The 11319-nt window shown below is 72.6% G+C and carries 10 protein-coding genes and 1 pseudogene; 7 read left to right on the top strand and 4 right to left on the bottom strand.

Going from position 1 to position 11319, the window contains the following annotated elements:
- Positions 1–15: 15 nt before the first annotated feature.
- The 3 genes from ACFSL4_RS07595 to ACFSL4_RS07585 all read right to left on the bottom strand — a co-directional run bounded on the left by ACFSL4_RS07595 (position 16) and on the right by ACFSL4_RS07585 (position 1333).
- Positions 16–156 carry a hypothetical protein gene (locus ACFSL4_RS07595; RefSeq protein WP_381079861.1) on the bottom strand — a complete coding sequence of 47 codons (141 nt, stop codon included), beginning with the start codon at positions 154–156 and terminating at the stop codon, positions 16–18.
- A gap of 53 nt (positions 157–209) precedes the next feature.
- Positions 210–554, bottom strand: a complete 345-nt coding sequence (locus ACFSL4_RS07590; RefSeq protein WP_381079860.1) for a hypothetical protein — start codon at positions 552–554, stop codon at positions 210–212.
- Between the two features lie 119 nt (positions 555–673).
- Complete coding sequence (locus tag ACFSL4_RS07585) at positions 674–1333, bottom strand: HdeD family acid-resistance protein (protein ID WP_381079859.1); 660 nt, start codon at positions 1331–1333, stop codon at positions 674–676.
- Between the two features lie 162 nt (positions 1334–1495).
- Between ACFSL4_RS07585 and ACFSL4_RS07580 the strand changes: the two genes are divergently transcribed.
- From ACFSL4_RS07580 to ACFSL4_RS07550, 7 genes are all read left to right on the top strand, one after another.
- Positions 1496–1975, top strand: coding sequence for a cupin domain-containing protein (locus tag ACFSL4_RS07580; RefSeq protein WP_381079857.1), 480 nt, complete (start codon positions 1496–1498; stop codon positions 1973–1975).
- Positions 1963–2775 (top strand): SDR family NAD(P)-dependent oxidoreductase, encoded by an 813-nt coding sequence (locus tag ACFSL4_RS07575; RefSeq protein ID WP_381079855.1) that lies wholly within the window; start codon positions 1963–1965, stop codon positions 2773–2775. Before ACFSL4_RS07580 ends, ACFSL4_RS07575 begins: the two co-directional genes overlap by 13 nt.
- A 123-nt stretch (positions 2776–2898) precedes the next feature.
- Complete coding sequence (locus tag ACFSL4_RS07570) at positions 2899–4896, top strand: copper resistance CopC/CopD family protein (RefSeq protein WP_381079853.1); 1998 nt, start codon at positions 2899–2901, stop codon at positions 4894–4896.
- 459 nt (positions 4897–5355) lie between these two features.
- Positions 5356–6666 (top strand): ABC transporter substrate-binding protein, encoded by a 1311-nt coding sequence (locus ACFSL4_RS07565; RefSeq protein ID WP_381079851.1) that lies wholly within the window; start codon positions 5356–5358, stop codon positions 6664–6666.
- Positions 6663–7640: a carbohydrate ABC transporter permease gene (locus ACFSL4_RS07560; protein WP_381079849.1), complete on the top strand. Its 978-nt coding sequence runs from the start codon at positions 6663–6665 to the stop codon at positions 7638–7640. Before ACFSL4_RS07565 ends, ACFSL4_RS07560 begins: the two co-directional genes overlap by 4 nt.
- Positions 7637–8542, top strand: coding sequence for a carbohydrate ABC transporter permease (locus ACFSL4_RS07555; RefSeq protein WP_381079847.1), 906 nt, complete (start codon positions 7637–7639; stop codon positions 8540–8542). The genes ACFSL4_RS07560 and ACFSL4_RS07555 overlap by 4 nt, the downstream gene beginning before the upstream one ends.
- Before the next feature lie 59 nt (positions 8543–8601).
- Entirely contained in the window at positions 8602–10635 is a 2034-nt protein-coding gene (locus ACFSL4_RS07550) for a beta-galactosidase (RefSeq protein WP_381079845.1), read from the top strand.
- A 160-nt stretch (positions 10636–10795) separates the two neighbouring features.
- Here ACFSL4_RS07550 and ACFSL4_RS07545 read toward each other — a convergent pair.
- Positions 10796–11319 (bottom strand): annotated as a pseudogene (locus ACFSL4_RS07545) (hypothetical protein); the annotation flags it as partial.

The raw sequence follows: 11319 nt of genomic DNA, 5'->3' as shown, positions 1-11319 counted from the left end.
GCGCCCGCTGTGGTGCTAGTCGTGTTCCTGCTCTGGGGCGGCCGGGGGCAGGGGCTCCTCCCCGGGCTCCGGGTCCCGTTCCGGGTTCGGCTTCGTGGTGCGCACGGCCTCCGCGAGCACCAGGGCGTGCAGAGCCGCGTAGGGGTCACTGGGCATGAGGGTGTCCTCGCCTTGCTGGTGGGGGGTGATGGTTCCGGAAGCCGGACCTGTCAGCAGAGGAGGACCACGGTGTGCAGGGCCCGCAGGGCGGGGGAGTGCGGCGGCCGCACGGGGGTGCGGGACGGCGGGGCCGGCTCCGGCGGCACGTCGCCGGTCCGCGGCCCGGGGCGTTGCGGTGTCACACCGCCCTGCCCCTGGGGGGCCGTGGGTCGCAGCGCCGCGTCGAGCACGTCGTGCTCGGCGTCGCACGTCCCCGTGGAGGCCGACGCGGAGGCGGCCGGGGCCGGCACCGCCTCGGTGTGCGCGCCCACCGCGAGCAGCGCGACGAGCGCCACGAGCACCCGCAGCCAGGCATACCGACGAACGGTGCGAGGGTCATGCGGGGCGGGGCTCATGAGGGTCGTCTCCCCGCCCGGCGCGCCCCGTTCACCGTGTCGGCCGTAAGGTTCCCTCGCACGAGGGATTAGACGGGTGCGAGGTTGACGCCGGTCATACGGGTGGGGGCCGGCGTGGGTCACACCGCGTGCGGGATCTCCTCGGCGCGGCCGCGGATCCGGATCGCGGTGACGGCCTCGACGACGCCGACCACCACCAGCCACCAGCCGGCGACCAGGGTGAGCACGGCCAGCGACGTGAAGGGGGAGACGATCAGCACGACCCCGGCGAGGAAGGCGACGATGCCGAGGAAGATCTGCCAGCCGCGCGCGGGCACCGTCGGGTCGTGGGCGGCGGCCACGGTCTGGGTGATCCCGCGGATCAGCCAGCCGATGCCGATCCACAGCGCGAGCAGGAGGATCGACTCCATGGGGCCCCGGAAGCAGAACAGGCCCAGCAGGATCGCCAGGGCGCCGCTGATGAACGCCAGGACGCGCAGTGAGGTGGCCTTGTGCGTGCCGAACGCGGCGACCAGCTGGAGGATGCCGCTGATGAGCAGGTAGAGCCCGAACAGGACCCCGGCCACGAGCAGGGACGGGCCCGGCCAGACCAGGATCAGGATCCCCAGGACCAGGGACGCGACACCGGTCATCAGGACGGCCTGCCAGGCGGCACGGCTCAGGAGGTGGAGGGGGCCCTCGGGTTCCGGGGGCGCGGCTTGGTGCTGACCCCGCTGGGCGTGGACCCGCCGGTCGTCGTACTCCGGGCTCCAGGAGGAGCCGCTCGATGCCTCGGTCATGATCCATGCTGAGGCCGGGGACGAGCGGGCTGCCAGCCGGGCGCGTCCGGGCGGCTGACGGGGCACCCTCGGCAAGCGCCGCACGGGTGGCCGGGGTGCTCCCCGGTCCATGGCGGCCTCGGACGGGGATGGCGGCGGGCTTCGGAGGCTAGCCTGCCTGCCGTGACCCCTGATGACCTGATCGCCCACTACGGCCTGGAACCCATTCCGCGTGAGGGCGGACGGTTCCGACGGACCTGGACGGGGCCGATGCGGGCGGACGGGCGGCCGGAGGGCACCGCGATCGTCGCCCTGCTGACCGCCGCACCGGACGACTACTCGGCGCTGCACCGCCTCCCTGCGGACGAGGTCTGGCACTTCTACCTCGGGGATCCGCTGGAGCTGCTGCTCCTGGCCCCGGACGGTGACGCCCGTACGGTCGTCCTCGGACCGGACGTCCTCGGCGGCCAGCAGGTGCAGTCGACCGTTCCGGCCGGGACGTGGACGGGCGGGCGGGTGGCCGCCGGCGGATCCTGGGCGCTGTTCGGCTGCACGATGGCGCCGGGCTTCACCTACGACGGGTACGAGCACGGCGACGCGGCCGAACTGACCGCGCGTTACCCGGCCCAGGCGGCCCGGATCGCCGGGTTGTGCCGGTCGTGAGCGGCCTGCTGGAGGGGCAGGTGGCCCTGGTGACCGGGGCGGGCGGCGGCATCGGCCGTGGTATCGCCCTGCGGTTCGCCGAGGAGGGCGCGGCCGTCGCGGTCCACTGCCGTACGGCGGTGGGGGCGGCGCGTGACCTCGCCGCGCGCATCGGTGGGGCGGGCGGCCGGGCGGTCGTGCTCCAGGCCGACCTCACCGTCGAGGACGAGTGCCGGCGCCTGGTGGGGGACGCCGCCGAGTGGGGCGGCGGCCGACTGACGGCCCTCGTCAACAACGCCGGGGTGCAGCCGGTGCAGGAACTGGCCGGTATGACGGCCACCGACTGGCGGGCCGTGGTGGACACCAACCTGTCGAGCGTGTTCGCGTGCACGCAGGCGGCGGTGCAGGTCATGCGGGAGGCGGGCGGCGGCACCGTCACCCACATCGCCTCCATCGAGGCCACGCACCCGGCTCCGATGCACGCGCACTACTGTGCGTCCAAGGCGGCCGTCGTCATGCACGCGCGGTCGGCGGCGCTGGAATACGGCCCGTTCGGCATCCGCGTCAACACGGTCTCGCCCGGCCTCGTTGATTTCCCCCGAGCTCTCGGCTCCGCTCGAGCAGGGGAGACCCCCGGCCGCCTGGCGGAGGACTGGCCGGAAGGCGTGCGGCGGTGGAGGCGGGCGGTGCCCACCGGCCGGCTGGGGCGCCCGGAGGACATCGGCGACGCCTGTGTGTTCCTGGCCTCGCCGCTCGCGTCCTGGATCACGGGGCACGACCTGGTGGTGGACGGCGGGATGTCGGCCCGGCCCACCTGGTGACGCGGCCGCCGGTCATGATGGCGTGACCTTCGTACGGGCGCCCGGTGCCGCCGTGTTGAGCGCGGGGCTCCCCGCGTCCGTACGTAACCGGGGACCCGGGACAGGCGATGGGGGAGACGTGACGTGGGCGGAGCACACGGGGGCGGCGGGAGTTCGGCGGCGGTCGCGCGCGGGTGGCGGACGCGGCGCCCGGTGCTCGTGCCGCTGCTGATCCCCTTCGCCGCGCTCCTGCTTCTCGCGGGCGCCGGTTCCGCGTCCGCGCACGCCGTGCTGAAGAACGCCGACCCGGTGGACGGCAGCGTGCTGAGAGCGGCGCCGAGAGCGGTCACCCTCACCTTCAGCGAGTCGGTCGGGTTGCTGGAGGACTCCGTCCGCGTGATCGACCCGGGGAACCGGCGGGTGCACACCGGCCGGCAGGAACACGCGGACGGCCGGGCGAACACCGCGCGTGTCACGCTCCCCGCCCACCTCGCGCAGGGCACGTACATCGTGGCCTGGCGGGTGGTGTCGGCGGACAGCCATCCCGCGTCCGGCGCCCTCACGTTCTCCGTCGGCAAGCCGTCCGCGACGACGGCCGTCCTGCCGTCCGACACGGCCCAGGACGCGGCCTCCACGATGCTCTACGACATCGCCCGCTACATCGCCTACGGCGGTCTAGCCCTGCTGCTGGGGACAACCGTCTTCACCCGGGTCACCGGTGCGGCCGCGGCCCGCGGACTGCTGGTGGGCGGCTGGTGGACGCTGATGGCCGCCACGGCGGCGCTGCTGCTGCTGCGCGGCCCCTACGAGAGGGGACGCGGCCCGGCGGCGGCCCTCGACCCCGTGGTGCTGCGCGACACCGTGACGAGCCGCCCCGGGCTCGCCCTGCTGGCACGGGTGGCCGTGCTGGCGGTGGCGGCGGTGGCCCTGAGCCGGACCGGAGGGGCGCGGCGGGGCAGCGCGTGGCACACGGCGGGCGTGGGGCTGTTGTCGCTCGCCCTGGCCGTCACCTGGGCGGTGTCCGAGCACGCCGCGGCCGGCATCCAGGTTCCCCTGGCCATGGCCTCGGCGGTGCTGCACCTGCTGGCGATGGCGGTGTGGCTGGGAGGTCTGGCGGCCCTGCTCACGGCGCTGCACCGGACGCCCGAGGACCTTCCGGTCTCCGCCGTCGCCCGCTTCTCGCGCCTGGCCTTCGGGGCGGTCGCCGTGCTGGCCGCCACCGGTGCGTACCAGTCCTGGCGGGGCCTCGGCTCCCTCGACGTGCTCACCTCCACGGCCTACGGCAGGCTGCTGACGGCCAAGTTGATCGCGGTGGTGGCGCTGCTGGCGGCGGCGTCGTCCTCGCGCCGCTGGACGGCACGGTGGGCCGTGGCGGGTGCGGGGTCGGCGGGGCCGGCGGGGGCCGTGCTGCCGGAGCGGGTGCGGCGACCGGTGGTGGCGGCGACGGGACCCGCGGGGGCCCTCCCGGGTGACGGCCACGCGGCGGCCGAGGCGGAAGCGGCCGGTGACGGCGGTCCGGGTGGTGACCGCCGCGCGGCCGGTGACGGCGGTCCCGGGGGTGACCGCGGCGCGGACGGTGCCCGCCCGGCGGGTGACGGCGGCCCGGGTGGTGACCGCGGCGCGGACGGGGACGTGCCGGCGGATGCGGAGCCGGTGCCCGCCCGGCGGGCGCTGCGCCGCTCGGTGCTGGCGGAGGCCGCGACCGGGGTCGTGGTGCTCGTGATCACGACGCTGCTGACGGGTGCGCAGCCGGGCCGGGCGGCCGCCGAGGAGGCGGCGTCGAGGGCCGCGGCCGAGCAGCCCGTCGGCCTGACCGTCATGGTTCCCTTCGACATGGGCGCGCGCGGCGGCCACGGCAGGGCGCAGATCGAACTGACCCCGGCGCGGGCGGGAGAGAACGCGGTCCAGGCGCTGGTCTACGGACCCGACGGCGGTATCGCGACCGTTCCCGAACTGCGGCTGACCTTCACGCTCAAGGAGCGGAACATCGGCCCCCTGGACGCGAAACTCACCGACCGGGGCGGCTACTGGGCCGCGGGCTCGGTGAACCTCCCGCTGCCGGGTACCTGGACGATGAGGGCGACGGTTCGCACGACGGACGTCGACCAGGTCACCGTCTCGCGGGAGGTGCGGATCGGCTAGGGGGTGTTTCGGAAGTGCTGTGCGGTGCCCGCGGTGTCCGGTGCGTGCTCTCGGCCTGCCGGACGAAGGCCCTCGTACTGGACGTACTTGGGGTTTCGGCCGGTGCGGCGAGTGGGGGTGCCCCCTGCTCGAAGAGCTTGGGGGAGCGTGCCGGGCGCCGGTGCTGTGCGGGACTTTCGAAACACCCCCTAGTGCCCCGGGGCGGTCGGCGGGGCGGTGGGATCCGTGCCCCAGGAGGTTGGGCCCCACTCGGGAGGGCCGTCCGTGCACTGTCCGATTGTGAGCGGAAGCGATCAAGCCTGTGTCGATTACGTTTCCACAAATCCGGCTCCAGCCCTTGACGAGATACCGAACGTGCGGCTCTTATTACGCCACGATGTTTGGTCCGGTTGGTTTCTGATCGATTCTGACTAACTCGATACGGCGCATCGCGACCGATCCTTGCCTCCAGGAGCCGTCATGCACCCCTCTCCGTCCGGTCTCTCCCTCCCAGGCCCGAGCCGACGCGCCCTGCTGCGCGGCATAGGCGGCGCCGCAGCGCTCGGCGCGGCCGTGCCCCTGCTGAGCGCCTGCGGCGGCAACACCGCAGCGGGCGACGCGAAGACCGTCACCCTCGGCTCCAACGCCTCGGACGCCGTGCCGAAGAAGGCGTTCGCCGACATCTACGCGGCCTACAAGACGAAGTCCGGGATCACGGTCGACGTGAACACCAAGGACCACAACACGTTCCAGGAGCAGATCAACTCCTACCTCCAGGGCACGCCTGACGACGTGTTCACCTGGTTCGCCGGCTACCGCATGCAGTTCTTCGCCGCGAAGAAGCTCGCCACCCCGATCGACGAGGTGTGGCAGACGATCGGGGGCAACTTCCCCGACGCGATGAAGGCCCTGAGCAAGGGTCAGGACGACAAGTACTACTTCGTGCCGCTGTACACGTACCCCTGGGCGCTCTTCTACCGGAAGAGCGTCTTCCGGCAGCACGGCTACCAGGTCCCCACCACCTGGGACCAACTCGTCGCCCTGTGCAAGCAGATGAAGAAGGACGGGCTGATCCCGATCGCCTTCGGCGACAAGGACGCCTGGCCCGCGATGGGTACCTTCGACCAGATCAACTTCCGCCTCAACGGCTATGACTTCCACGTCCAGCTGATGGCCGGCAAGGCATCCTGGACCGACGCCAAGGTGAAGGCCGCCTTCGACCACTGGGCCGAGCTGCTGCCGTACCACCAGGACGGTGCGGTCGGCCGCACCTGGCAGGACGCCGCCCAGACGCTCGTGTCCAAGAAGGCCGGCATGTATCTGCTGGGCAGCTTCGTGGCGCAGCAGTTCACCGACAAGGCGGACCTGGACGACCTCGACTTCTTCGCCTTCCCGGAGATCAACCCGGCGTACGGCCAGGACACCGTCGAGGCGCCGACCGACGGGTTCATGCTCAGCAAGGCCCCGAAGAACAAGGCGGGCGCCCTCAAACTGCTGGAGTACCTGGGCACTCCGGACGCCGAGCAGATCTACCTCAAGTCCGACTCCAGCGTGGTGGCCGCCTCCAGCAAGGCCGACACCTCCTCGTACACCGCCCTGCAGAAGAAGGCGTACGACATGATCAGCGGCGCCAAGAGCCTCACCCAGTTCATGGACCGCGACAGCCGCCCGGACTTCACCTCCACGGTGATGCAGCCCTCGCTGCAGAACTTCGTCCGCGACCCGAAGGGTGCCGACGGCCTGCTGTCGTCCATCGAGCGCCAGAAGAAGACGATCTTCACCTCGTCATGACCACCGACACCGGCACCCGGACCCCGGAGGCGGCCGCCGTGCCGCCTGCGGGCGCGCGCGAGAAGAAACGCGCCCCCCGAGGGCACCGCCGTCTGCTCACCCGCCGCGACCGGCTCACCCTGGGCCTGATGGCGGGCGTGCCGACGGTCCTGCACATCACACTCGTGTGGCTCACGGCCCTCGCCTCCGTCGCCCTGGCCTTCACCACCTGGGACGGCATCGGCTTCGACTCGATCACCTGGGTGGGGCTGCGGAACTTCAGGGAACTGTTCACCAGCAACCCGCAGTTCTGGCCCGCCGTCCAGCACAACGTCGTCTGGTTCGTCGTACTGATCCTGATCCCCACCCCGCTCGGCCTGTTCCTGGCCGTGCAGCTGGACAAGAGGATCCGGTTCAGCAGGGTCTACCAGACGGCGTTCTTCCTGCCGGTCGTGGTGTCCTTCGCGGTCATCGGATTCGTCTGGCAGCTCGTCTACAACCCCGACACGGGCCTGATCAACAGCCTGATCGGGGCGAACAAGCCGGGGCACTACATCGACTGGATCGGCGACCCGGACCTCAACCTCTGGGCGGTCCTCATCGCCGCCTCCTGGCGGCACACCGGCTACATGATGATCCTCTACCTGGCCGGCCTGAAGGGCGTCGACCCGTCCCTGCGCGAGGCATCGGCCCTGGACGGCGCCAACGAGTGGCAGACGTTCAGGAACGTCATCTTCCCCACGCTGCGGCCCACCAACACCATCGTCCTGGTGGTCACCATCATCGAGGCTCTGCGCGCCTTCGACCTCGTCTTCGTCTTCAACGGCGGGGCCCACGGCACCGAACTGCTGTCGATCCTGGTGACGAACAACATCATCGGTGAGTCCAGCCGCATCGGATACGGGTCCGCGATCGCGGTCGTCCTGCTGCTGATCTCGCTCGGCGTGATCATTCCGTACCTGGTCGGCACCTTCCGGAAGGAGCGCCGCTCGTGAGCACCTCCACCACCACGACGACGGCGGCTGCGGCGCCGAGGCGGTGTCCGCCCACCCGCCCCGCCCGGGTGCTGCTGCACGTCTTCCTCGCCGGGACGGCGCTGGCCTGGCTCGCGCCGCTGCTGTGGGCGGTGTACGCGGCGCTGCGGCCGTACTCGGAGACCAGCGCCAAGGGCTATGTGTCCTGGCCGGACAAGCTGAGCCTCGGGAACTTCACGAGCGCGTTCACCCAGTCCGACATGACGAACTACTTCGGCAACACGCTGCTGATCGCCGTCCCGGCCGTGCTGCTGACGCTGTTCCTGTCGTCGTGCGTCGCCTTCTACGTCAGCCGTTTCGACTTCCGCCTCAACCTGGCGCTGCTGCTGGTCTTCACGGCGGGCAACCTGCTGCCGCAGCAGGTCGTCATCACCCCGCTGTACCGCCTCTACCTGCTGGTCGACCTGCCGGGCATCACCGTCAGCGGCAAGCTGTACGACTCCGCGCTCGGCCTGGTCCTCATCCACGTGGCGTTCCAGTCCGGCTTCTGTGCCTTCGTGCTGAGCAACTACATGCGCATGCTGCCGCACGAGCTGACCGAGGCCGCGCTCGTGGACGGGGCGTCGGTGTGGCGGATGTACTGGCAGATCGTGCTGCCGCTGTGCCGCCCCGCCATGGCGGCCCTGGCCACGCTGCTGTCCATCTGGATCTACAACGACTTCTTCTGGGCGATCGTGCTGATCTCCACCGGCGAGAACATGCCGATCACCTCCGCCCTGAAGAACCTGTCCGGTCAGTACTTCACCGATCCCAACCTGGTCGCCGCCGGCGCCCTGCTCACCGCGATCCCGACGCTGATCGTGTACTTCGTGCTGCAGCGCCAGTTTGTCAGCGGTCTGACCCTGGGCGCCAGCAAGGGCTGACGCCCCGGCCCGGCCCAGGGCGGCCGCGGCCGGCCCCTCCCGTGCGAAAGAGAACCACCGTGCCCCACCCCGTCACCCCGCCCGCCCCCGTGCCCACGCTGTCCGTCCCCGGCATCGCCTACGGCGGCGACTACAACCCCGAACAGTGGCCCGAGGAGATCTGGGCCGAGGACATGCGCCTGATGCGCGAGGCCGGCGTGACCATGGTCAGCGTCGGCATCTTCTCCTGGGCGCTGCTGGAACCCACCGAGGGCGTGTACGACTTCTCGCGCCTGGACCGCGTCCTGGACCTGCTGCACGCGGGCGGCATCGCCGCCGACCTGGCCACGCCGACGGCCGCGCCGCCCGCCTGGTTCTTCCGGGCCCACCCCGAGGCGCTGCCGGCCGACCCCGGCGGCCGCACCCTCTCCTACGGCAGCCGGCAGACGTTCTGCCCCTCAAGCCCCGCCTACCGTGCCGCCGCCCTGCGCATCGCGGGCAGGCTGGCCGAGCGGTACGCCGACCACCCGGCCGTCGTGATGTGGCACGTGCACAACGAGTACGGCTGCCACAACGCGGCCTGCTACTGCGACACGAGCGCGGCCTCCTTCAGGCGCTGGCTGCGGACGAGGTACGCCGGCGACCTGGCCGCGCTCAACCACGCCTGGGGCACCGCCTTCTGGAGCCAGTGGTACCACGACTGGGACGAGATCCTGCCGCCGCGTGCCACCGGCGCCGTCCCCAACCCGTCCCACCGGCTGGACTGGCGCCGCTTCTGCTCCGACGAACTGCTCGCGCTGTACACGGCCGAGCGCGACGTCCTGCGCGCCGCGGCCCCGGGCATCCCCGCCACCACCAACTTCATGGTGATGCCGGACTTCGACGCGCTGGACTACTGGCGCTGGGCCCCGGAACCGGACGTGGTCTCCAACGACCACTACCTGATCTCCACCGACCCCGAGCCGGAGATCGACATCGCGCTCAGCGGCGACCTGACGCGCTCGCTGGCCGGCGGCCCCTGGCTGCTGATGGAACACTCCACCGGCGCGGTCAACTGGCAGCCGGTCAACCGCGCCAAGCGCCCGGGCGAACTGCGCCGCAACGCCCTGGCGCACGTGGCGCGCGGCGCGGACGGCATCGCCTTCTTCCAGTGGCGGGCCTCCAGGGCGGGCGCCGAGCAGTGGCACTCCGCGATGGTGCCGCACGCGGGAGAGGACAGCCGCATCTGGCGGGACGTGGTCCGCCTCGGTGCCGATCTCAAGGCGCTCGCGGAGGTGCGCGGCAGCACCGGCACGGCCGAGACGGCGATCGTCTGGGACTGGAACGCGCGCTGGGCCCTGGAACTCCCCTCCCAGCCGAGTGCCGGGCTCCGCTTCAAGGACCTGGTCCGGGCCTGGTACGAGCCGTTGTGGCGGGAGGGCGTCGCGGTGGACTTCGTCCGCCCGGACGCGGACCTCTCGCCCTTCCGCCTGGTGCTGGTGCCCAGCCTGTACCTGGTCGGCGACGAGGACGCGGCGAACCTCATCGGCTTCGCCGAGCGCGGCGGCACCCTGGCGGTCGGCTTCCACAGCGGGGCGGTGGACGGGAACTGCCATGTGCGGCTGGGCGGTTACCCCGGGGCGTTCCGGGAGGCCCTGGGAGTCAGGTCGGACGAGCTCTTCCCGCTGCTGCCGGACGAGACGCTCGCCCTGAGCGGGGGCGGCACTGCACGGCTGTGGTCGGAACGACTGCGCACGGAGGGGGCGGAGGCGGTGACCTCTTACGCGGAGGGGCCGCTGAAGGGCGTCCCCGCGGTGACGCGCCACACCCATGGCGACGGTACGACCTGGTACCTGGCCACACAGCCGGACCCGGCCACTCTCGGGTCCCTCCTGCGCCGCATCCGCACGGAGGCGGGCGTGGCCCCCGTCCGCACGGCTCCGGACGGCGTGGAGGTGGTGCGCCGCCGGGGCCCGTCCGCGGACTACCTGTTCGTGATCGACCACGCCGGGCGGGGCGCGGAGGTGCCGGTGTCCCAGGACGCGGTGGAGCTCCTCACCGGCAAGCCGGTGCCGGGGTCGGTGACGGTGGGGCCGGGGGAGGTCGCGGTGGTGCGGGAGCCGGGGGAGCGCTGACCACGGCCGGTCAGGGGGCGCCGCCGGGTTTCGGGCCCTAGCCATACCCCGTACGGCACTTGCGGCGTCCTTCCGGCTCTCCGCACCGCGCGTCCGCGGCCCCGCGGCCGACGGGAGCCGGTCGCTGCGCAGGGGTGACGCGCGGGTGCACCCGGCGGGGTCACGAGCAGCCGCGCGCGCGACGGGCCGGCCACGGCGGACTCGCCGGCCCCGCCAGCAGCCCGGCGCGGGTGGGGCCGAGCAGCCGGGCCCGTTCGGTGGACGGGGTCGCCGGCGCGGTGGCTGCGCCGCGTACCGGAAAGGCCACCATCGGCGGCTGCCGCCCGCCCCGCACCGGGTCCACGGCCATGCCCGGCCCGGCGGCCACCAGCGACGGCACCACGACCACCAGGGGCACGGCCAGCTCCACCGTGAACCGGCTGTCGACGCGCAGCGTGCCGTCGGCCCACCGGATGCCGGGGTGCAGCGAGTTGAACAGCTCCGCCGCACCGTGCCGGGCCAGCACCCCGGCGCACCGGTCGACCTCCGAGCCGAGGGTGGCCTTCGCGGCCGCCCAGTGCGGGGCGAAGGCCAGATCCCAGTAGCGCCGCAGTTCCTCCGCGGTCTGCCGGGCGACATGCCCGCCGCCCCGGGCCATGGCCCGCCGCACCTCCGGCGGCAGTTCCGCTCCGGCCAGGCCGTTGC

The sequence above is a fragment of the Streptomyces caeni genome, assembly GCF_042678285.1.
Taxonomy (GTDB): domain Bacteria; phylum Actinomycetota; class Actinomycetes; order Streptomycetales; family Streptomycetaceae; genus Streptomyces; species Streptomyces caeni.
The sequence above is the reverse complement of the archived record's forward strand: the minus strand, read 5'-3'. Positions and strand labels throughout refer to the sequence as shown.

Excerpts from the sequence above, each read along its gene's own strand:
- ACFSL4_RS07595 (WP_381079861.1), bottom strand. The coding sequence starts at position 156 with ATGCCCAGTGACCCCTACGCGGCTCTGCACGCCCTGGTGCTCGCGGAG.
- ACFSL4_RS07590 (WP_381079860.1), bottom strand. The coding sequence starts at position 554 with ATGAGCCCCGCCCCGCATGACCCTCGCACCGTTCGTCGGTATGCCTGG.
- ACFSL4_RS07585 (WP_381079859.1), bottom strand. The coding sequence starts at position 1,333 with ATGACCGAGGCATCGAGCGGCTCCTCCTGGAGCCCGGAGTACGACGAC.
- ACFSL4_RS07565 (WP_381079851.1), top strand. The coding sequence starts at position 5,356 with ATGCACCCCTCTCCGTCCGGTCTCTCCCTCCCAGGCCCGAGCCGACGC.
- ACFSL4_RS07560 (WP_381079849.1), top strand. The coding sequence starts at position 6,663 with ATGACCACCGACACCGGCACCCGGACCCCGGAGGCGGCCGCCGTGCCG.